The sequence below is a fragment of the Mesorhizobium sp. M1406 genome (assembly GCF_040317555.1).
Classification (GTDB): Bacteria; Pseudomonadota; Alphaproteobacteria; order Rhizobiales; family Rhizobiaceae; genus Mesorhizobium.
In genome coordinates this window covers 1-22378 of record NZ_JAMYKW010000059.1, presented here as the reverse complement: position 1 = coordinate 22378, position 22378 = coordinate 1, and the positions used below count along the sequence as shown (strand labels likewise).

The 22378-nt window shown below is 60.2% G+C and carries 14 protein-coding genes and 4 pseudogenes; 10 read left to right on the top strand and 8 right to left on the bottom strand.

Features of this window, described 5'->3' with window-relative positions; all coding sequences use genetic code 11:
• Positions 1-25 precede the first annotated feature (25 nt).
• Positions 26-3274, top strand: coding sequence for a S41 family peptidase (locus tag NKH03_RS28865; RefSeq protein ID WP_352972231.1), 3249 nt, complete (start codon positions 26-28; stop codon positions 3272-3274).
• Positions 3275-3410: 136 nt separating this feature from the next.
• On the opposite strand, the pseudogene NKH03_RS28860 reads toward NKH03_RS28865, so the two are convergent.
• Positions 3411-4229, bottom strand: a pseudogene (locus NKH03_RS28860) (IS6 family transposase).
• Positions 4230-4247: 18 nt separating this feature from the next.
• Positions 4248-4427 carry a DUF3606 domain-containing protein gene (locus tag NKH03_RS28855; protein ID WP_352972230.1) on the bottom strand — a complete coding sequence of 60 codons (180 nt, stop codon included), beginning with the start codon at positions 4425-4427 and terminating at the stop codon, positions 4248-4250.
• A 132-nt stretch (positions 4428-4559) separates the two neighbouring features.
• Between NKH03_RS28855 and ligD the strand changes: the two are divergent.
• A pseudogene (gene ligD, locus NKH03_RS28850) lies at positions 4560-6493 on the top strand (DNA ligase D).
• Between the two features lie 12 nt (positions 6494-6505).
• On the opposite strand, the gene dinB reads toward ligD, so the two are convergent.
• On the bottom strand, positions 6506-7561 hold the full coding sequence (gene dinB / locus NKH03_RS28845; RefSeq protein WP_352972237.1) for a DNA polymerase IV: 1056 nt from the start codon (positions 7559-7561) through the stop codon (positions 6506-6508).
• 247 nt (positions 7562-7808) lie between these two features.
• Here dinB and NKH03_RS28840 point away from each other — a divergent pair, with 247 nt between their 5' ends.
• The 3 genes and pseudogenes from NKH03_RS28840 (at position 7809) to NKH03_RS28830 (ending at position 13267) form a co-directional block, all read left to right on the top strand.
• On the top strand, positions 7809-8570 hold the full coding sequence (locus NKH03_RS28840; RefSeq protein ID WP_352972229.1) for an ImuA family protein: 762 nt from the start codon (positions 7809-7811) through the stop codon (positions 8568-8570).
• Positions 8485-10005, top strand: coding sequence for a Y-family DNA polymerase (locus tag NKH03_RS28835; protein ID WP_352972228.1), 1521 nt, complete (start codon positions 8485-8487; stop codon positions 10003-10005). The genes NKH03_RS28840 and NKH03_RS28835 overlap by 86 nt, the downstream gene beginning before the upstream one ends.
• Positions 10002-13267 (top strand): annotated as a pseudogene (locus NKH03_RS28830) (error-prone DNA polymerase). Before NKH03_RS28835 ends, NKH03_RS28830 begins: the two are co-directional and overlap by 4 nt.
• A gap of 319 nt (positions 13268-13586) precedes the next feature.
• Here NKH03_RS28830 and NKH03_RS28825 read toward each other — a convergent pair.
• The 3 genes from NKH03_RS28825 to NKH03_RS28815 form a co-directional block, all read right to left on the bottom strand.
• The gene (locus NKH03_RS28825; protein ID WP_352972226.1) at positions 13587-14591 is read right to left on the bottom strand and encodes an endonuclease/exonuclease/phosphatase family protein; all 1005 of its coding nucleotides are present in this window, start codon (positions 14589-14591) and stop codon (positions 13587-13589) included.
• A 223-nt stretch (positions 14592-14814) separates the two neighbouring features.
• On the bottom strand, positions 14815-15531 hold the full coding sequence (locus NKH03_RS28820; protein WP_352972223.1) for a phospholipase D-like domain-containing protein: 717 nt from the start codon (positions 15529-15531) through the stop codon (positions 14815-14817).
• Between the two features lie 60 nt (positions 15532-15591).
• On the bottom strand, positions 15592-15747 hold the full coding sequence (locus NKH03_RS28815; protein WP_352972221.1) for a phospholipase D-like domain-containing protein: 156 nt from the start codon (positions 15745-15747) through the stop codon (positions 15592-15594).
• 123 nt (positions 15748-15870) lie between these two features.
• On the opposite strand from NKH03_RS28815, the gene NKH03_RS28810 reads away from it, so the two are divergent.
• Positions 15871-16083 carry a cold-shock protein gene (locus NKH03_RS28810; RefSeq protein ID WP_023679670.1) on the top strand — a complete coding sequence of 71 codons (213 nt, stop codon included), beginning with the start codon at positions 15871-15873 and terminating at the stop codon, positions 16081-16083.
• A 218-nt stretch (positions 16084-16301) separates the two neighbouring features.
• On the opposite strand, the gene NKH03_RS28805 is transcribed toward NKH03_RS28810, so the two are convergent.
• Entirely contained in the window at positions 16302-16772 is a 471-nt protein-coding gene (locus NKH03_RS28805; RefSeq protein ID WP_023685635.1) for a Ros/MucR family transcriptional regulator, read from the bottom strand.
• A 399-nt stretch (positions 16773-17171) separates the two neighbouring features.
• Here NKH03_RS28805 and NKH03_RS35095 point away from each other — a divergent pair.
• Positions 17172-17847: pseudogene (locus tag NKH03_RS35095) on the top strand (transposase); the annotation flags it as partial.
• Between the two features lie 82 nt (positions 17848-17929).
• On the top strand, positions 17930-18934 hold the full coding sequence (locus NKH03_RS28800) for a glycosyltransferase family 10 domain-containing protein (protein WP_352972219.1): 1005 nt from the start codon (positions 17930-17932) through the stop codon (positions 18932-18934).
• Positions 18935-19071: 137 nt separating this feature from the next.
• Here NKH03_RS28800 and NKH03_RS28795 read toward each other — a convergent pair whose 3' ends face one another.
• Complete coding sequence (locus tag NKH03_RS28795) at positions 19072-19425, bottom strand: hypothetical protein (RefSeq protein WP_352607980.1); 354 nt, start codon at positions 19423-19425, stop codon at positions 19072-19074.
• A gap of 925 nt (positions 19426-20350) precedes the next feature.
• On the opposite strand from NKH03_RS28795, the gene NKH03_RS28790 reads away from it, so the two are divergent.
• Together NKH03_RS28790 and NKH03_RS28785 are read left to right on the top strand one after the other, a co-directional pair.
• Positions 20351-21406 carry a cytochrome-c peroxidase gene (locus tag NKH03_RS28790; RefSeq protein ID WP_352972217.1) on the top strand — a complete coding sequence of 352 codons (1056 nt, stop codon included), beginning with the start codon at positions 20351-20353 and terminating at the stop codon, positions 21404-21406.
• Positions 21407-21771: 365 nt separating this feature from the next.
• The coding region (locus NKH03_RS28785; protein ID WP_352972215.1) for an IS256 family transposase at positions 21772-22378 on the top strand (607 nt) is incomplete at its 3' end.

The following is a 22378-nucleotide window of genomic DNA, read 5'->3' as shown; positions in this document are numbered from 1 at the left end:
CAATATCGAAGTGTGGAGCTAGATCGTGCGCAATCTCAATTATAACTTCCAGTTTCGAAAAGCATGGAAGTCCTTGGCGACGATCATCGGAGTATTTATACTTTCGGTTTTTTCCGCGAAGGTGTGTCTAGCACAGGAGGCTCCATATTTTGCCCGAAATCCATCAGGGTATGGTTCCAGCCTTGTCTTTGAATTCAATGGCCGCATTTGGCTCCAGGAACGGGGGAAGTTCGCGCGCCGAATAACTGGTGGCCATACTGACGAAACGTCGCCAATGCTTTCCCCGGATGGAAAGCATGTCGCATTTTCCGCATTGGACGGCCGATCATCGGAGATTTTCTTTGCCTCACCGGCCACGGGGGAAATCGTCCGTCTGACCTATGACGGCGGCCTCGATGCAAAGGTAGAGGGATGGCTTGGCAACTCCCAAGTGCTCTACTCAACGACGATAAAATCGAAGAAACGCGGGCCGCTGCTTTTCATCGTCGATATCGCGACACGTAGGGTGAGACCTGTTCCATTGGCAGAGGCCTCAGAGGGATGTCTTTTCAAAGGAAGCGTCATATTCGTCAAAAACGAGAAGCTCATCGACAATAACAGGCTGTATCGTGGGGGGTATGCGCAATCGATATTCCGAATCTCGGCCGATATCCTTGCCGACATCGCGCCCGGCGCTGTAACTCCTGGAATCCAAGCGGTTCCGTTGACCTCCTCCTACTCGGGAATAAGCCGTCAGCCGCTATGTGCGCTCAATCGTATCTATTTTCTGTCTGACCGCAGCGGCCGCTTCAACCTATGGTCCATAGACCTAAACGGCGCGAATCTAAAGCAGCACACGTTTGAAAGTGTCTACGACATCGGTTCGATTTCGTTGCTGGGCGACGGGTCAATCCTGTACCAGCAACTGGGCGACGTCTATTCTTTCGACCCGACGAGCGGCAAGACTGAGAAGGTTGAGATACGTCTGCCTCCGCATGCGGTCAGCACCGTCGATTTGATGACGTTCAATACGAACGACGCGACCGAGCTGCAGCTGTCCAATGACGCGAAACGTGCAGTGATCGTATTGCGGGGGAATTTGTGGTCAGTCGACGTCGCCGCCAAAACGGCGTCGTGCCTGGAATGCAGCCCAGCTGCCCGGGTGAAATCGGTGCGTCTTGCAGCCGGGGACAATCTCTTTGCACTATCGGACATGAGCGGAGAAGACAGAATTTATCGATTTGACCTCCGCAGTGGGGACGCGAAGGAAGTCCACAATGATATTGTGGAGCCACTTGAAGATATTTCGGTGTCGCCGGATGGTTCGATCATGATCGCCATCACGATCTCCGGAAAGTTGTACCGGCTTGACTCTCAAACGGGCCGCGCAGCGATCATAGATGTCGCCTCAAAAACCATGCCGCGATGGTTGAGCTGGGCTGCGAACAGCAGGAAAATGGCATTTGTGACCTACACGCCGCAAGACATCGGCCGTGTGTCCATATTTGATGTTGACTGCAATACCGTCACTCACGTAACCAGCGGTCGGTATGAGTCCTATTTTCCGGCTTTTTCTTCAGACGGTAGGAAGCTCTACTTCATTTCGGAAACAAATTTCCGTTCGACGGTAACCGATCCTTGGGCACCCAGAAACTACTGGCCGGACTATCAACACCGCGGCCTTATCTATTCGATCGATTTGGACAGGGTTGGTGATTCCAGTGCCGGTCTCAAGACATCTACGGCGCAGAACAGCTCTTGGTCCGAGTGCGCCGACAATGGATATGCACGCCCGTTGACGATGCGCGATTACCAGTTGGCAACGGAAGAATTGCCGATCGTGGCCGCGAACTATGCCATGTTGTTTGCGGTCGGGGATCGTCCATACGCTGTCGTGAAAAAAGCTGTTCGTGACGAAAAAGGCAATCTCGTGGACTTCCCGAAACTGTCGGAAGGACGCCGCCGAGTTTCGCGTCCCCTTTTTGACGAAGATATTTTCAAAATCGAATGGTCGGCGGATAAGCGGTCGCTGATAGCCATAGGCCGAGGCGGGCTCTTTGCTGCACAAGTGCCGCCTGACGGCACGTTGCCGCAAAAGACGGATTTGAACAATGTTTCGAACCTGGCCGTGAAAATCGACAAATCGGTTGAGCGTGTTCAGATGTTCAATGAGATGTGGCGGCTTTACCGGGATTATTTCTGGGATCCCAAAATGAACGGGAAGAATTGGGAAGATGCCCGGCGCAAATACATCGGATTCTTGTCAAGGGTGTCGAACCGAACCGAGTTCAACGAGGTAGCATCCGCGATGGTTGCCGAGCTCGGCGTAGGCCATACATCGATGCGCTCACCGATTGATTTCCCGGACAAGCAGCGCGGCCTAGGAAGATTGGGAGGGGCTTTTTCCGATGGCGACGGCGATGGCGTGAGGGTCGTAGAAGTCTATGACGGCGATATCGACCTGGCGGAAGACAGATCGCCATTGAGCTTGGCCAATCCGCCGATAGTCCCCGGGGACCAAATTACGCAGATCAACGGCGCACGCGTTCGCAACCAAAGCTCTTTTGATGAACTTCTCGATGGGCAGGAGGGACAAACGCTATCGATAACAGTCAGCAAAGCGGATGGTCGCGTGCTGCACAATGCGGTGAAAACGATCAGCCCAACCGAAGAGGCATTTTTGCGCTACAGGCATTGGACCTTTTCAAATCAGGAGATGGTGGACAAATTAAGCGGCAGAAAGGTCGGTTATCTGCACCTCTATGCATCCTATGAAAGGGATTTGGCAACTATCGTACAGCAATATCCATCCATGCAAGGTAGAAAAGGCATAATAATTGATGTTCGCGGAAATAATGGCGGGAACATGGATGCGTGGATATTGAATTTTCTACAACGAAAGACGTGGATGTACTTAAATGGTCGCTACGATAGCGTTCTATTTAAGAATCCAAGGGATTCTTTCGAAGGAAAATTTGTTGTTTTGGTCGATGGTGACACATACTCCAATGGCGAATTGATCGCTGAAGGCGTGCGGCGTATGGGTTTAGGCGTTCTGATTGGCACGCGAACGTCAGGAGCAGGCATTTGGGTCAATAGCGGCAGAACCCTAGTTGACGGCGGCCCGGTCCGGATTCCTGAATCGGGTTCCTACGTCAAAGAAAACGGGGTTTCTCGATGGCTTATTGAGGGCGAGGGTATCAGACCCGACATATACGTCGAGAATGACCCTTATCTGTTTTATCATGGCTACGATAAGCAGCTGCGTGCCGCTGTCGACTATCTCATGCACTGACGTCGTACTGCTGCCGACCAGCGATGAGAAAGAGGACGACCAAGACGATGACTCCGAGCCGGAGCCGGTGGAGGATGCCGATTGGTTTTGTTGCAACGGCTGAATAGGGGCGCAGAGAGGCCTGATGCGAGGTCAATCAGGCGGCGAGGATTTCGAACTGCTCGGCCAGGGACGGATTCGGATTGAAGGCGTACCTCGCCTGTCGCTTGCGCATCATGTGGATCATTTCGATGCCGGAAAGGATGGTGGAGGCGGTGGCCGTCGATTTGAAGCCGAGCATCGGCCGGACCCGGCGCTTGATGCGCCGATGGTCCTGCTCGATCCGATTGTTCAAATACTGGCTCCGGCGGATGCGGATCGGCTTCAGCCGGCGTCGGGTGCGATCCTGCAAGCGATTTGTGGTGTCGCAGGAAACGATCGCCTCGTGGTTGGTCTGGCTCCCGTCGATGACGACGCGATCCGGTCGGCCATGACGCTCCAGCGCCTTTCTGAAGAAGCGTTTGGCCGACGGCAGGTCGCGCTGCTCGCTGAAATAGAATTCGACGGTGTCGCCGACACTGTCGATGGCGCGATAGAGATACATCCACTGGCCACGGACCTTGATGACTCGTCGACATGCCATTTGCCGGTCACGCTACGCTTGCGCCGGTTGAAACGCTCGAGCAACAAGGGCGAGAAACGAACGGTCCAGCGGTGGATGGTCGTGATCGACCGTAATGCCGCGCTCGGCCATCATCTCCTCAAGATCACGCAGGCTCAGATTGTAGGCAAGGTACCAGCGCACGCAAAGCAGGATCACGGATTGGTCGCGAATGGCCTCGGCCGGAAACTTCTCATCGGACGTTTTCAGTTCCTGGAGGCAGACGATGTCGTACGCGGTCGCCGTGAGCCACTTGAGGAGCACGGGCAGCCGGCCATTGACGCCGTTCACATTGAAGGTGGCGATGCGGACCATCTGCCCTGCGGCCGCGGCTCACTTCTTGCCGAGCTTGTCCTCAACCTTCTTGCGACTGTTGCCGACCGATTTCACGGCCGACTTGACCTCGGCCTTGCTGGCGCCGGTCTTGCCCGCCTCGTATTTCACTTCATGATCCTGCCCGCCAGCGACCTTCGCGCGGTCCTGGCTGCGCCCGCGAGTTGTTTGAGTAGCCATTTCTTCCTCCAAGGATTGCGTTTCAATTTCCCAACAACGCGGCCGGACTCTTCCGGTTCAATTCATCGGCGCGCAGTGTGGAACTGAAACCCAGGGCAGAGTATTGAATCGTACTATGTATTCGGGCTCCCCATGTCGGCCGTAGAGGCTGGCCTCCCCAAAAAGCGCGCACGGCGCAGGGACTCAGAATCTACCCCGAAATACCCCCTACCGCAATTTCGTCCGTTCCAATTCTGCACGCTGACCGACGACATACCGGTCGGTGCCAATTGGCTCTTCGAAATGAAGTTCGACGGCTACCGCGCCCAGGTCGCCATCTCGGAATCTGAAGTCGTCGTCTACACGCGCAACGGCCACGACTGGACCCGCCAGTTCAAGGTGATCCTGCCGCCACTGAGATCTTTGACCAAGGGCTCGTCGCTAATCGACGGCGAGATCGTGGCCATCGATAGCCAGGGCCGCACCAACTTCTCGATGCTGAAGACCGGCATCGCCGCCGGCATGCCACTCAAGTTCTATGCCTTCGACCTGCTGGAATTGAACGGCGAGGATCTGTCCACCCGGCCCCTGCTCGAGCGCAAGGAACGCCTTGCCGAACTGCTGGGCGAGAGGGACGCGGGCGACAGCCTGCAGTACTCCAGCCATATCGCCGACAATGGCAGACAGGTTTTCGATGCCATGTGCGCCGGCGGCCACGAGGGCATCATCGCCAAGCGCGCCGACAGTCGCTATGTCGGCGACCGCACCGCGAACTGGCTCAAGATCAAGTGCACGAAACGACAGGAATTCGTGGTCGGCGGTTACCGCCCAAGCGACACCGGCCGTGGTATGGCCTCGCTGATCCTAGGCACCTACGAAAACGGGAAGCTGATCTACCGCGGCCGCGTCGGCTCCGGGTTTACCGAAGCGATGCGCAGATCCATTCTTGCGCAGTTGGAGAAACGGCTTCTGGATAAGCCCGCGTTCGTATCCGTGCCGCGCGACATCGCGCGTCGCGCCAGGTGGGTGAAGCCGGAACTCGTCGCCGAGGTCACCTATTCCGAGGTGACGCCGGACGGCAGCCTGCGTCACCCGAGCTTCCAAGGTATGCGGGAAGACAAGCGCGCAGACCAGGTGGTGATGGAAACGCCCAAGAACGTCGCATCCGCCGCCACGGCCAATCTCGATCCCAAGATGGGCAAGGAGATCGCCCGCGCCGTCGGCGTGACCCTGACGCATCCCGACAAGTTGATGTATCCCGGCACTGCGGTGACAAAGGCGACGCTCGCCGCCTACTACGCCGCGGTTGCCGAGAGGATGCTGCCGCATATCCAGGATCGGCCCCTTTCGCTGGTGCGCGATACCGACGGCGACCTGCAGCAGACCTTTTTTCAGAAGCACAAGTTGCCTGGCATGCCGAAGGCCATGACGGCCAGCTGGAGAAGATGTCCGGCAAGGAAAGCCGCATCCTCTGGGTCGATGACCTGGCGGGGCTGATCGCCGGCGTCCAAATGAATGTGCTCGAATTCCACGTCTGGGGAAGCCTTCGCCAGCAGCCAGACTTGCCGCACCGGATAATCTTCGACATCGACCCCGACGAGGGCCTGGGCTTTGGTGACGTCAAGCAGGCCGCGCTCGACATCCGCGGCGTTCTCGAGGCACTCGGCCTCCAATCCTGGCCGCTGTTATCAGGTGGCAAGGGCGTCCACGTGGTCGTTCCACTCGTTCCCGAGGCCGACTGGGAAGCGGTCAAGGGCTTCTGCCAGAACCTTGCCGAACTGCTGGCCCGCACCGATCCGTCCCGCTTCGTCGCGAATATGAGCAAGGTGAGGCGCAAGGGCCGTATGTTCATCGACTATCTGCGCAACGGACAGGGCGCCACGGCAATTTGCCCGTGGTCGACGCGGGCCCGGTCCGGTGCATCCTGCGCCGTACCTGTCACTTGGGTTGAACTGCCGACATTCAAGAGTGCCAGCGCATTTGACGTTTTCACTGCCGCCGCTCGGGCTCAGGTGTCCGACGCCTGGGAGGGCTATTTCGATGTCGAACAAACGCTGACAGAGCGGATCCGAAAAGCAGTCCGATAGCTGCAGCCAGTCCTAGATCGTCAGCGACATCTGCCGATCGGTCTCGGCTCGCGTTCCGCTCAGATTTGAAACTGTCACCCCGAGCAGGCGGATTCCCTTCGCGATCGGAAACAACTGTTCGAGGAGTGTGCCGCTGACGGTCGCTAGGTCGGCTTCGCCCTCAATGACGCGTCCGATCGTGCGGCTGCGCGTGATCTGCTGGAAGTCGGCGAATTTCACCTTCAATGTCACCGTGCGACCTTGGATCGATCTTTCCTCGCAATAGCGCCAGACCTTGGCGACCAATGGCGCCAGCTCCTTGCGAGCACTTTCGAGGTCAAACAAATCGCTCGCAAAGGTGTCCTCGGCCCCCACGGACTTGCGCTCGCGGTCGGCCCGCACCGGACGTTCGTCGATACCGCGCGCGATCCAGTAATAGTAAGGACCCGCCTTCCCGAATCTCTCCTCGAGGAACGCCAGGCTCTGTGCGCGCAGGTCGGCGCCGGTCTCGATGCCGAGCCGAGCCATCTTGTCGGCGGTCGCCGGGCCGACACCATGAAATTTCCGCACGGGCAACGCCTCGACAAAAGCCGGCCCTAGCTTCGGGGTGATGACGAACAGTCCGTCGGGCTTGTTCTGGCCGGAGGCGAGCTTGGCCAGGAATTTGTTGTAGCTGACGCCGGCCGAGGCCGTCAGACCGGTCTCGGCCTTGATCTTCGCGCGGATCATTTCCGCGATTGTCGTGGCGACCGGAATGCCCTGCAGATTGTGTGTAACGTCCAGATAGGCTTCGTCGAGCGAGAGCGGCTCGATCAGGGGCGTATGCTCGGCGAAGATCGCGTGGATCTGCTGGGAGACGGCCCGGTAGGCGTCAAAGCGCGGCGGCACGAAGATCAGATCAGGGCATTTGCGTTTCGCCGTAATCGAGGGCATGGCCGATCGCACCCCGAATTTTCTAGCCTCGTAGCTCGCAGCGGCCACTACACCGCGCGCCGCCGAGCCGCCGACTGCCACCGGCTTGCCGCGCAGGTCCGGATTGTCGCGCTGTTCGACCGAGGCGAAGAAGGCATCCATGTCGACATGGATCATCTTGCGAAGGATGGCCGTGCCCTCCCGCGGTGTATCAGCTTCTCGGCTTTTGTCGCTTCCCTCGCCCACTTCGTCGTCCCTGCATCACCCGGCACATCAATAGACCGCAACTCGATCGAGTGCAGTCTGGGATCAACTCTCGCAGCGGCGCAACGAGTCCGATTGACTCTCGGACACCAAAGAGAACAAATAAGGAACATATCAGCCCCGAAATCCATTGGGAAGACAGTTTGAGAGTGTTTCGTTTATGGGTCAGCCGGCCGCCAGCCCTGCTATCGCCGCACTTCGCGAGCGAATCGCGCGCCTCGAAGGTGGGCCGGCGCGCAATCGTGCCACGCTTCCCTTCGGCGTTCCCACGGTCGACAAGGTCTTGCCGGGAGGCGGGCTGGCGCTCGGGGCGCTGCACGAGGTTGCCGGCGGCCGCAACGGGGCGATCGATGGGGCGGCGGCGGCGCTTTTTGCCGCCGGCATTGCAGCGCGCGCCAAGGGCAAGGTGCTCTGGTGCGTCACCCGGCAGGACCTCTTTGCCCCTGCGCTCGCCCAAGCCGGGCTGCTGCCCGGTCGCGTCGTCTATGTCGAGGCCGGCGACGAGGCCGCCGTGCTCGCCTGCTTCGAAGAAGGGCTTCGCCATGGCGGTCTAGGCGCCGTCGTTGCCGAACTGGCACGTCTCTCCATGACCGCCTCCCGCCGACTGCAACTGGCCGCCGAAACCACGGGCGCCATCGGCATCGCTATCCGCCGTTGGCGACGACAAACCGAAGCGACCGATTTTGGACAACCAACCGCCGCGGTCACCCGCTGGCGGGTCACCGCGCTACCCTCCCGTCCCTTGCCGGTCCCCGGTATCGGCCGCGCTCGCTGGCAGCTCGAACTGATCCGGGTGCGGGCGGGAGAAAGCGCCGATTTTGAAGTGGAAGCCTGCGATGACAAGGGTCGTCTCGCTCTATTTTCCGACCTGGCCGACCGATCGCCTGCGACGCGCAATGGGCCAGTCCGCGCCATCGGCTGAAACCCCGGTCATCATGCTCGGCCGGCAGGGAAACCGGCGGCTCGTGCTGGCCGCCGATGCGGCGGCACAAGCGGCCGGCCTGCGCGTGGGCATACCAGCGAGCAAGGCGCAGGTGCTGGTGCCCAACCTGCAGAGCTTCGACCTGGATACAGCCGCCGATGCCGAGGCCCTCGATAGAGTGGCGCTCTGGTCGCTCCGCTATGCCCCGATCGTCGCGGCCGATCCGCCCGATGGGCTCATCATCGACACCACGGGTGCCGACCATCTGCATGGCGGGGAGGGCACGATGATCGAGGGGCTGGTGTCCCGCATGGCAGCCTCCGGCATCGCGGCACGAGCGGCAGTCGCCGATACCTGGGGCGCCGCCCATGCCTGCGCGCGCTTCCTAGCCCGACCGACCTTCGTTGCGCCGGCCGGGCAAGCCGCGGCGATCGTGCGGGAGCTCCCGATCAGCGCCCTGCGGCTTCCCAGCGATATCGTCGAAGGCCTGCTCACGCTCGGTTTCGAACGGGTGAGTGAGGTCGAGGCGGCGCCGCGCGCCTCTCTGACCCTACGCTTCGGCCCAGAGCTCGGCCGCCGTCTCGACCAGGCCATGGGCCGGCGCAGCGAACCCTTCGAGCCGATCCGGTCTCCCGAACTTATCTCGGTTCGCCGGGCCTTCGGCGAGCCGATCGGCGCCGCCGAGACCATAGCCCGCTATACCGGCAAGCTCGTCGCAACCCTCTGCGAGGCGCTAGAGGCCAAGGGGCTCGGCGCCCGCCGGTTGGACCTGCTGTTTCATCGCGTGGACAACCGCATAGAGGCCATTCGCGTCGGCACCGCCGTGCCAGTGCGCGATGTCAAACGACTGACCCGACTCCTGACCGACCGGATCGAAACCGTCGATCCCGGCTTCGGCATCGAGGTGATGACCCTGGCCGCGATGCTCGCCGAGCCCTTCGGAGCCAAGCAGATCATCTCCTCGCTGGTCGAGGAGCCGGAGCCCGACATCACCGATCTCATCGACGTGCACGCCAACCGTATTTGCGAGCAGCGGCTCTACCGCATTTCCCCGCTCGAGAGTTACGTGCCCGAACGCTCAGTCCGCCGCATCGCGCCGAATGCGCCGGACGACGGGACGAGTTGGCCCGGTGACTGGCCTCGCCCGCCGCGTCTGCTGACCCATCCCGAACCCATCGAGACGATGGCCCTGCTGCCCGACCATCCGCCGGTCTGGTTCAGTTGGCGTGGCATCCGGCATCGCGTCGCGCGGGCCGACGGTCCCGAGCGCGTGTTTGGCGAATGGTGGCAGCGCGATGCCGAACTGATCGCGGTGCGCGACTATTTCCAGATGGAGGACGAAAGCGGCGAGCGCTTCTGGATCTACCGCGCCGGCGACGGCGAGGATCCCGGGACCGGTTCCCATAAATGGTTCTTGCATGGGGTCTTCGCATGACCACCCCGCACTATGCCGAATTGCAGGTAACCAGCCACTTCTCGTTCCTTCGGGGAGCAAGCTCTTGCGACGACCTGTTCGCGCAGGCAGCCGCGCGCGGCATTGAAGCCCTTGCCATCGTCGATCGCAACTCTCTGGCCGGCATCGTCCGCGCCCACCAGGCAGCCAAGGACACCGGCGTCAGGCTCATCGTCGGCTGCCGCCTCGATCTCGTCGACGGCATGTCGATGCTCGTCTATCCCACCGACCGGGCCGCCTATTCCCGGCTGTGCCGGCTGCTGACCCTGGGCAAGAAACGCGGCGGCAAGGCGCAATGCCATCTCGAATGGAGCGACCTGGCCGACTATGCCGAGGGCCTGATCGCCATTCTCGTTCCCGATCGCGCCGATGACACCTGCGCCCTGCAACTGCGCCGACTGCGGGAGACCTTCAGCGATCGCGCCTACCTGGCGCTGACCTTGCGGCGGCGGCCCAACGACCAGGTCCGGCTCCACGAACTTTCCAACCTCGCTACCCAAATGCGGGTGCCGACGGTGGTGACGAACGACGTTCTGTTTCACGAACCCGGTCGGCGCATCCTCCAGGACGTGGTGACCGCCATTCGCCACAACATCACGATCGACGAGCTGGGATTTCGGCGCGAGCGCCATGCTGACCGCTATCTCAAGCCGCCGGAGGAGATGGCGCGGCTGTTTTTGCGCTACCCCGAAGCGCTCGCTCGCACAGTCGAAATTGCGCGCCAGTGCCGCTTCTCCCTCGACGAACTCGCCTACCAGTATCCCGAAGAGAAGATGTTGCCCGGGCTGACGGCGCAGCAGGCGCTCGCACAACTCACCTGGGAAGGCGCAGCGCGGCGCTATCCCGAAGGTGTGCCCGGCAAGGTCGTGGCGCTCATCAAGCACGAACTGCGGCTGATCGAGATTCTGCAATACGCACCGTACTTCCTGACCGTGAATGCCATCGTGCAGTTCGCGCGCAGCAAGGACATCCTGTGCCAAGGCCGAGGCTCGGCTGCCAACTCGGCCGTCTGCTACGTGCTGGGCATCACCAGCATCGATCCCGAGCGCAACAATCTCCTCTTCGAGCGCTTTGTCTCGCAGGAGCGCAAGGAGCCCCCGGACATCGATGTCGACTTCGAGCATGAACGGCGCGAGATCGTTATGCAGTGGGTCTACGAGACCTATGGGCGCGACCACAGCGCGCTGTGCTCGACGGTGGTGCGCTATCACACCAAGGGCGCTGTCCGCGATATCGGCAAGGCTCTCGGCCTGCCCGAGGACGTCACCAAGCTGCTTTCCTCGCAGGTCTGGGGACACGGTGAGGGCATCGACGAGACGCGCGCTCGAGAGCTCAATTTCAACATGGCCGATCGCAGGCTGCGGCTGACGCTTGAGCTGGCGCAGCAGCTCGAGGGCACGCCCCGGCACCTGTCGCAGCATCCAGGCGGCTTCGTTCTCACCAATGACCGGCTCGATGACCTAGTGCCGATCGAGCCGGCCCGCATGGTCGACCGCCAGGTCATCGAGTGGGACAAGGACGATATCGACATCCTCAAATTCATGAAGGTCGACGTCCTGGCGCTCGGCATGCTCACCTGCATGAAGCGCAGCTTCGACCTCTTGGCCGAGCACAAGGGCATGACCCTCGACCTGGCCACCATCCCGGCCGAGGATCCGGCGACCTACGCCATGATCCGCAAGGCCGACACGATCGGGGTCTTCCAGATCGAGAGCCGCGCCCAGATGTCGATGCTGCCACGCATCAAACCGCGCACCTTCTATGACCTCGTCGTCGAGGTCGCCATCGTGCGCCCGGGCCCGATCCAGGGCGACATGGTCCACCCCTATCTTCGTCGCCGGGAGGGCAAGGAGCCGGTCGAGTTTCCGACCCCCGAGCTCGAGCGGGTACTCGGCAAGACTTTGGGCGTCCCCCTGTTCCAGGAGCAGGCCATGCAGGTCGCCATGGTCTGCGCCGGCTTCAGTGCCGGCGAAGCCGACCAGCTGCGCCGCGCCATGGCGACCTTCAAGCACACGGGCGGCGTCAGCAAATTCCGCGACAAGCTGATCGGCGGCATGATCGCTAACGGCTATACCCCGGACTTCGCGGCCACCACCTTCAAGCAGCTCGAAGGCTTCGGCAGCTATGGTTTCCCCGAGAGCCATGCCGCCAGCTTCGCCCTCATCGCCTACGCCTCGAGCTGGATGAAATGCCACCATCCCGATGTCTTCTGCTGCGCGCTGCTCAATTCCCAGCCAATGGGCTTTTACCTGCCGGCCCAGATCGTGCGCGATGCGCAGAGCCATGGCGTCGAAGTCCGGCCCGTCTGCATCAATGCCAGCCGCTGGGATTGTACGCTGGAGCCGATCGACGAAACGGGACGCTTCGCTGTCCGCCTCGGCCTGCGTCTAGTCAAAGGTCTCGCCAATGACAACGCCGCGGCCATCGTTGCCGCGCGAGCCGATGAGCCATTCTCCTCGGTCGACGATGTCTGGCAGCGAGCCGGCGTGCCTGCCGCCGCGCTCGTCCAGCTCGCCGAAGCCGATGCGTTCCGGCCATCGCTAGGCCTCGCGCGGCGGGAGGCTCTCTGGGCGCTCAAGGGGCGTCGCGACGAACCGCTGCCGCTCTTCGCCGCCGCCTCCGAGCGCGAGCGGCGCACAATCAGCGAACTGCAGGAACCCGAAGTTGCCCTGCGTCCGATGATGGCGGGCCGGGAAGTGGTCGAGGACTATGGCCATGTCGGGCTCACCCTGCGCGACCATCCCGTCAGTTTTCTGCGTGCCAGCCTCAGTCAGCGCCCGATCATCAGCTGCGCCGAAGCCATGGGCGCGCGCGATGGCCGCTGGCTCGAAGCGGCAGGGCTGGTTCTTGTCCGGCAGCGGCCGGGCTCGGCCAAGGGCGTCATGTTCCTCACCATGGAGGACGAGACCGGCGCGGCTAACGTCGTCGTCTGGGTGAAGGTCTTCGAGAAGTTCAGGCGCGTGCTCTTGTCCTCCTCAATGCTGGGCGTGCGCGGTCGCATTCAGCGCGAAGGCGATGTGGTGCATCTGGTCGCGCATCAGCTTTCCGACCTTTCGGCCGAGCTCGCCACTGTCGGCAAACGTGGCTCGCCATTCCCCCTGCCGCATGGTCCAGGTGACGAGGCCCGTCACGGTGGGCCGGCCTGGATCCACGAAGCCTGCCGAAGGGCTTCAAGCCGCGCGATCTCGTTGACCCGACGTTGAAGGTCGAGCCGATCAAAGTGAAGACGCGCGACTTCAAGTAAACGCTCTCTTCGCGTGCTGTGGACCATGCCCCACGCCCAGACAGCGATCGGCAGCGACACAGCAGGAGAGCCACGAGATTCACGCCGAGCAACTGCAGCGGCGCCTGCCGATAGATCAGCAGATCGCGCACCTGTTGCAGCATCACGACGGCGGCGATCCCGAGCCCGATCGAAAGAACCGGCGCCCAATTAATCGTCAGACCCCTTCGGACACTGGCTCTCCAGCTGGGCAGCTTTTCCCAGAATTTGACGAGCCTACGCCTTCCGGCGTCCCAGGCTTGGGTCGCCATGCTCTCACGCGCGGCATCGGCAACGGACCTCATTGCACGGTGATCGAAAGGGTGCTCGGGCAATGGTCCGACAGCCGCTGATGGTCCGCAGCAACCGAAGGTGTCCAGGGAACCTGGCCGTCCGAGTTGGCCACGGCGAGATCACGGACCTTGGCCCCGAACACAAAGAACTCAATCGGCAGCATGTTGTAGTCGTCGGCGGTCGGAAGCGAGGTCGGATAAGGGTTGGACTTGTCTGCCCAGCAGAGCGACGGCTTCTTGTAGGGGACGCGGAACAGCGCAATGTCCGGACGGTTGTCGCGGTCATGCATATCAACGGCCGGCGAGTATCCCGAGACGGCCTGCCAGACTTCGTCCTGGAAGCGGCCGGCGCCGGCATCGAGGCGCCGATTGAAGTCGCCGACCACCATCCAACCATCGCCGGCGTTCTGCCGCGCTTCGACCCAAGCCCGCAGCGGGAACATCTGTCGACCAAGCGTGTCGCAGGCGTTCCTGGTCGGTGGGGTGGTTGACGGGTCAACCGTGAACAGCCGGAAGTTAATCAGGTCGTCGAAACACCCCGACTTCATGTGGACCACCAGCGCCCGCATCGACGTCGCGCCTGCCTTTACTGTGACATCCAGACCCCAGCGCACGTCCCTGATGGTCCCGCCATCGTCCGATTTGACGTTGAGCTGCGGTACGTCAGCAGCCGTCGCCGTGACCCCAGCATCGGCCCGCCAGGCTACCGCTGTATACTGGTGACGTTCAGACCCAGCGGGCTTTACCGGTGTATCACCTGGCTTGGTGCATATCGGACCCGCTGTCGCCAGTCCTTCATCGGCGGCAAACTGGCCGCTGATGCAATGAGCCCATCCATCGGTAACCGGGAACACCTCATTGATCGCCGCAGGGCTGCTCACCTCTTGGAGAAAAAAGACGGAGGCTCCGACTTTGTCTCGCCAAGCCTTCAAGTCGGCATAGTCCTGCGGCTGCCGTATGTAATCCCCAGGGAACACCGTCACCGGGTCGCCCGCATAGAGAAGCGTCTGCACGTTCCAGTTGCCCAGTTGGAGCTCACCAGCAGATGCGGGAAGGGCGTGTTGAGATCGTGACTAGAAGAGCGGACAGAACTTTGTTCATGATTACCCCCTTGGAATTTGCGGAAACGTAGCTCGCCCGGATGGTTTGGTCGCTTGGCAGTTCTACAAAATATCGCCCCGAGACGCGGCGAGGACGAATGCCGCAACGGCGGTCGTCTCTGTCAGGCAGTCATGGTCACTCCGAGAGTTGGCGCGCGAAGAACTGGCGACGGGCGGAGCGCTCGGTGTCGCCGAAATAGTCCGACCACCAATCATCCGTCCGGAGCGGCTTGGGTGGGTCGTCCGCCTCCCGCCACTTCAGGGACTCGCGAAAGGCATGGTGACTGTAGAGACGCATGAATTCGCCGAGATAGATGTCGGCCACGCGCTTGTTGCCAACGACGATGATCATGTTCTCGTCGTTTTGGTTGGTCGACGCGGCGCTGAAATTGGCGGAGCCGGCGACGACCACGGGATTGTCAGACATGGGATCGATGATCATGAACTTGTTGTGCACGTATTTCACGTTGCCGTTGAGACCGCTCAGGATCTCCTTCACCCATCCATCGATCTTGTTGGTCGCGATGAGCGAACCGATCGCGAAGGTGTTTTCTGGCATGTTGCGCAGGTCCTGGATCGCTTGCTCCTCCGCGATGCGTTCCGGGCTGCCCTCCTTGAGCGGGCGGGTGGCTTTCTCAAGCAACGCGAGGCGAAACGGCGCCGGGCTCGTGCGGTAGACATCCTTGAACAGGTCGTGCATGCCGAAGGCGAAGGTCATGAAGAGGCCATGCTGCGCGGTCATGGCGAGGTCGGCGTACCACTGCAACGCATCGAGGTTCGAGCGTGGGCTGAACACGACACTGGTTCCCGCCGGCGGCGGCATGGCAGGCAGCGGCGTGAGCTCCTCGGTCACTGGCGCGAGGTCGGCGTTCGTCGGGTCGTCGTGTAGTGCGCTCCAATAGTCGAGATAGCGTTATGCGACGTCGGGATCCTCGACGACGTGAGCGACATTGGAATGACCGAAGATGCCGCCGTCCGAGAAATTGGTGCCGCCGGTCCAGACAGATTTCGGTTGGCCGTCCTCGAGTTTCACGATGAATTTGTTGTGCGAGATGTAGGACGCCCACAATGGAGTGCGCCAGCTGATCGGGGCTTAACAATTTTTCGCTTTTTGCTGCGCCCAACTCTCGGCTATGACTCGGACAGGCCTAATGGCCTGCCCACGTCGCATTGTAAAAGAAGGAACAAGTATATGCCGACTGGAACGGTAAAGTGGTTCAACAGCACCAAGGGGTTTGGATTCATCCAGCCCGACAATGGCGGTCCGGATGTTTTCGTCCACATTTCCGCTGTCGAACGCGCGGGCCTCTCGACCCTCGCTGACGGCCAGAAGATCAACTATGAGATCGAGCAGGATCGCCGCACTGGCAAGTCCTCCGCTGGCAGCCTCAGCAAAGCTGGTTGAAATTTTCTCCTGCGTCCTGGCAAGAGTAGGCACGTAGGTCCTCACGGCCGCTCGATGAAGCGAGCAAAAACTGAGGGCAGCAGATTGCTGCAGGCGTCGCGAATTCCTCATGAAACAAAGTTGTTTGAAAGGAAGGCGGGGTTGGCCCCGCCTTTTTATATGACGCGCAGATTAAGCCGATGGCTGCAACGCTCCAGAACGAATCTCGATTGCCGAAATTAAGCCGCGACCTTCTTGCGGGTTCGCTTCGTCGGCGCAGGCTCCGGCGCTTCCGGCGCCTTCGGTTTGCGGCCGAGCCCCATCGTCTTGGCCAATGACGAGCGCGCCGCGGCGTAGTTCGGCGCGACCATGGGATAATCCGCGGGCAGGCCCCATTTGGCCCGATATCCATCCGGCGTCAGCCCATAGTGGGTCGACAGATGGCGCTTTAGCGATTTGAATTTCTTCCCGTCCTCAAGGGAGATGATGTAGTCCGGTGTCACCGATTTCCTGATCGGGACTGCAGGCGTAAGGGCAACCGGCTCTTGCGCAGAGACACCTCCGGCCGTCGCTCTCAGAGCCGCATGCACTTGGCCGATGAGGGCAGGGAGATCCCCCACCGGGATCGGATTGTTGGAGACATAGGCCGACACGACATCGGCGGCAAGCTCAATGAGGGTGTCGACGTTTTTTCCGGCTTCTTCTGTCATGAAACTCTCCAGGCGGTGAAACATAGTCAGCGAAGCGTCGCTTCATAGGGCCGGTTGCCGCTGAAAGCAACAATGTCTCGACAGCGTTATTGCCAATGCTCGTCCAGAAGCGACATCGATGCGCCATATTTCCCGTCGTGACCGCTGAGCCACTCGTTGTTGGCGACCCTGCCGTGGTGCGTGGCGCGTCCCAGCTGTAACTTTGCGCCGAAGTTGCTAGTAGTCGAGGCTAAGCGCGCTATTTTTGTCCCGCTTTACTTCTTTGGACTGTGAAATCGAGGGATCGTGATCGCTTGCTGGTGGGCGTCAGGGACGATGGACGTTCATTGGCAATGGCCAAATGTAAGTTCATCGCCCGGTGAGCCGCTCTGCCAAGGGGCTGGGAACCGCCGCTGGTAACCAAGGACATCAAGGTATTTCGAGGCGTTTCTTAGCCGGTCCTGGAGAGACGGCAATCGCTGCGGACGACACCTGTTCCACGATATCGAACAGCGCGGCGACACGGGCAGCTTCTCGAATCTGGAGCGGCTTCTCGCAAGCTGGCGCCGCGCCGAGAGGCCGGGCAAGGACAGTGCGTCGCCTGCTTCAATCATACGCGTCAACCAGCCAGCGACGCTGTCCCGATACGGAATCCCGCGACCGGCCGTGTGATCTCGCCGGTAGTCGCCCCGGCCCTCTGCACGAAGCCTCGGGATGTGCTGACGATCAACCAGGCCGCAAAGGTCGACGTCCTGAAGCAGGGATCACATGAGTTTGCCACTATGCGCAGGCTTGCCATGCGCTTCCGCGGCATTTTGCGGGGCCTGTGAATTGGGCAAGCTCGACACTTCGATCGACGTGGCGTCAACTCCGGGTCCGTCGCCATCACGCGTTTCGGTCTGGTCCTACGCCGTGACGTTGACGCCGTTCGCGATGCCATTGAACTACCGTGGAGCAACGGCCAGGCGGAAGGGCTGATCAACCGCCTGAAGACGATCAAACGTACCATGTAGGCAGAGCGGGCTGCGAACTCCTTAGGGCACGCATGCTGCCACTCAGCCGGCTTGATCACCACACAAAACGAGGAAGAACCTAGTCAAGTGCAAAGCGACAATTGCCTCGACAGCGGGTCCCGGAAGGTTTATGCTACCCAAGGTTAGCGCAATCCGGAATGGCGATTGAGTACCTTCACGAGTGAAGGGAGTGGAACTGCTTTGTCGGCCAAATTGTTGACGGAACGCCCGGCGCCCATTGTTGCTACATGCCTAGATTCTTGGGGCGTTTTGGATGATGCAATCCACCATCTCACTCCAAAGGGCAGTGGAATCTGGAACAATGTCGCTTTTGTTCGCACGACATCCTTCGTGCCCGATTGGCATATCGTCTTTAACTCTGCTTCTCTTTTTGGGCTCCCTGTTGATATCGAGGCGAGCCCAAACAGGACAATTTTTGCAATCGGCGAACCGCCGACGAAAGCTCATCGCGCGTTTCATGAAGGGCAGGGGAAAAATACTATCGTCCTGACGTGTGACGCAGAGCTGGCTGCTCGGCAGAATGCAGCGCGCCGATTCGTTTTGTCTCCACCTATCACTCGGTCTTGGTCTGTAAACAAGACATATGACCAACTTCTGGTCAGCGAAGTCGTGGATAAGCCGCTTCGGCTCTCATGGATTACCAGTGACATCGCCCTGCTTAAAGGACATCGATATCGGCTGGCGTTTCTGGAACGGCTGAGAAAGGAGCTCGATTTTGACCTGTTCGGCCGAGGTTTTCGGCTGATTGGAGATAAATGGAACGCACTCGCACCTTACCGTTACAGTATAGCGTTCGAGAATACTCGTGCTGATTACTATTTTACAGAGAAGCTTATGGACTGCTTCGTTGCTGAAACAATGCCGATCTATTACGGCAGCCCGGCAATCACGAGGTTCTTCCCTTCGGACTCTATGGTTCTGATTGACCCAGAGGACAAGAACGTAATCCCAAAAATTCAAGAAATCATCAACTCGGACCTCTGGAAGGAACGTTGCGGCGCAATAAGAGAGGCGAAGCGGTTGGTCCTCGAGAAATACAATACGTTTGCTTATCTCGCGCGCTTCATCGAAAGCGTTCAGGATAAACCCTTACCGCCGGAAATTATACACATCGATTCGCCTGAGGTCGATTTTGGAATAGACGAATAAAGTACTCCAACGCTCGCTTCGCGTGCCCGGCGGTCGGTGGTCTGGCGAGATCGGTACGGAACGCTCGGCGGAGAATGCCTGCTGCGCAGACGGGCCGGCACGGGCGCACGAGGTCATGCGCCCCCGGCTGCCGCTGATCAGACGAACTGGGGAAGGCCAGGAACGGAATTGAGGACCTCGTCCACGAGTTCGTCGCCGGCATGTTCCTTGGCGCAGGCGATCGTCTCGTTGGCGAGGCCGGCGATCTTTGCCATGCTGAGACCCTCACTCATCAATTGCTGGCCGAGCCCCATAAGGCCGCCACCCTGTGGGTCGTCGCCATGATACTTCGCTACTAATTCCGAAGCTCCCGGAATGGCCTCGATCATGCGCGCAACGGGACCGTCGGCCGCGTGGCTTTGCAGGAAACCCAGCATTAACCCAACCCCCTTCTCTGCGAGAGCCGGGCCGATGCCGGCACCAGTGGCGATGCGCGGTAAGAATTCTTCCATGCAGGGTCTCTCTCTCTTTGATGAGGTTTACACGGGGCCGGTCCGGCGCCCAGCGGCCTTGGCCGAACCACAATTGAACTCCACAAAAATAGGCCGGCGGAAGTGCTATTGCGCGTAAAACCGCCTCTGTCAACGCAAGCTGCGTCGGACGTGCGTGTTTCGCAAACCGAAGATCATTCCAATTCACATCATTACGCATTGGCAACCGCACAGTTTGCGGTGGCTCGCTTATGGGCCAATGCCCCGCGTCCGTCAAATGATGACGACAAGGTGAGGGAAGATCAATCTAGCCCTTGTGCCGGCGCGGCGCTTGAGCAGGTCCACCGGCTGTAACTGCCTCACACCTCGATCCACAGGTCCCAGGCGCGTGATGGGATGTTCGTAGAAGCGGAGCTATATGCCGGTGTGACAATCGACAAGGCGGACCGGCTATTCCGATAGGACATCCATACTGTCGGATAGACCGTCGCTGCTTAGGTATTGAAACCGCCATCGCTGGTGACATCACAATGTGCAGTCGGCGGGTGTCGATAAGGTCGATTCACGCAATCAGCCGGTCAGGAGGAACGAATGAACCCTGAGGTTTCAGAAGCTCACTTTTCCCAAGGCGTGCAGCGCACATCGTGCAAGAGATTGCCATTCTTGCGGATGCTATCGACTTTCTCAACGATGGCGGGAAGATCGCAGTGACCGAATCTACGAAGCCGCCCCCAGGGCGTGCTTTGATGCATACAAACGGCGCCGAGCAGGGATACTCCTCCTCCCTGAAGTCCAATCGAGAAGAGCGATCACTTCCAAGAGGGTCCCAGCTCAGCCGCGAAAACAGGTGTCAGACCCCGGTCCTCTCCCCCAGCTGATCTAGCTCAGGGCGTTCATGAGCCGCAGATCGCATAGTGGCTGCGTGCACGACGCAGGAAGACCATTTATGAAAATTCTATTCAGTATGATGGCTGTCCCCTTGCTGGCAGCCACCGCCTTTGCTGCGGATTCGATCCCCACAGCCCTCAGAGATGCGGCATTGGCGACCTTCAGGGCTTTGCCATCCACCACGCCGGCAGTCGCCAACAACCCGATCACCCCGGAAAAGATCGCTCTCGGCAAGGCACTGTTCTTCGATCCACGCGTCTCTGCGTCAGGCGTCTTGTCGTGCAACTCGTGCCACAACCTGGCCACCGGCGGCGACGACAATCACGAAACTTCGATCGGCCATGGTTGGCAGAATGGACAGCGCAACGCGCCGACTGTACTGAATGCTCTCTTCAACATCGCTCAGTTCTGGGATGGTCGTGCCGAAGACCTGAAGGCTCAGGCGAAGGGACCGGTCCAAGCCGGGATCGAAATGGCCAATACACCGGACCAAGTCATCGCCACGCTCAAGTCCATGCCGCAATATGTCGAGTGGTTCGATGCAGCTTTTCCGGCTGAAGCGGATCGGGTCACCTTCGACAACTTCGCCAAGGCGATCGAAGCCTTCGAGGCGACACTGGTCACACCGGCCCCGTTCGACAGCTTCCTGAATGGTGATGAGGTTGCCATGACTCCCGAACAGAAACAGGGCCTGGCGCTTTTCATGAACAAAGGCTGCTCGTCCTGCCATGCCGGCATCAACGTTGGTGGGCAAGCCTATTTCCCATTCGGCCTCGTGGAACAGCCCAGCGCCGAGGTCCTGCCGGAAAAAGACAAGGGCCGATTTGCGGTCACCAATGCAGCCGACGATTCCTATGTTTTCCGCGTGGCGCCCCTGCGCAACGTTGCACTCACCGCGCCATACTTTCATTCGGGCAAGGTTTGGGATCTGAAACAGGCCGTTGCCATCATGGGAACCACCCAGCTTGGCGTGGTACTGGCGGACGAAGAAGTCGACCTGCTTGTTGCCTTCCTCAACTCGCTGACCGGAAAGGCACCCGAGGTCGCCTATCCCATCTTACCCGCCGAAACGGCGACAACACCCCGGCCTATAATGCAGATCTTAGGAAAATAAAGCCCAGCTGATCGAGAAACATCGCAATTGACAATGATTGCGACTTTTACTGGGACGAGACGATCGCGACGTCCATGAGAAGCAAATGGCTCGTTTCCAAAGTGCAGACACTGCTTCCGTCACCAGCTCGTTGCGATGGAATCATGTGTGGGATCTGGCGTGCGACATGCCAAGGAAGGTGTCTGACGCATGACGCTCGCGCGCTGTCGATACCGCGCGGCGGCCAGCCATTGCGCTGACGGCCGAATAGCCGCGCGCCGGAGTGACGGTAGTGTGCTGAGAGTTCTGCAAATTCGCTGAGAGAGAGCGGTCATGGCAGGCTGGTGATGTTCAACGTCACCTGATTCCCGCGAAGGAACGCCACCATGACCAAGACTGAAAGTAAGACCGCCAGCGCTGCCGTCAAAGACATTCTGCTTTCGAACCCGGATGGATTGCACGAAGTGATCCGTGCGGTGATGCAGGAGGTGCTCGAGGCCGAGATGGACGAGGCGCTGGGTTCTTCGAAGAGCGAACGCACACCGGAGCGGCTCGGCTATCGCTCGGGTTATTACGGCCGCACCCTTGTCACCCGTGTCGGCAAGCTCGAGCTGCGGGTACCGCAGGACCGGGCCGGCCGCTTCTCCACCGAGCTGTTCGAACGCTACCAGCGTTCCGAGCGGGCCTTGGTGGCGACGCTGGCGGAGATGTATGTGCAGGGCGTATCGACCAGGAAGGTCAAGGCGATCACCGAAGAACTATGCGGCCATGCTTTCTCGGCCTCGTCGATCTCGGCCATCAACAAGCGCTTGGACGAGAGCCTGAAGGCATTTGCCGAGCGTCCGCTTCAGGAGCCGTTTGCCTACCTCATCCTCGACGCCCGCTACGAGAAGGTGCGCGAAGCCGGTATCGTCATGAGCCAGGCGGTGCTGATCGCGGTCGGCATCGACTGGGACGGAAGGCGCCAGATCCTGGCCGTGGAAATGGCCAATC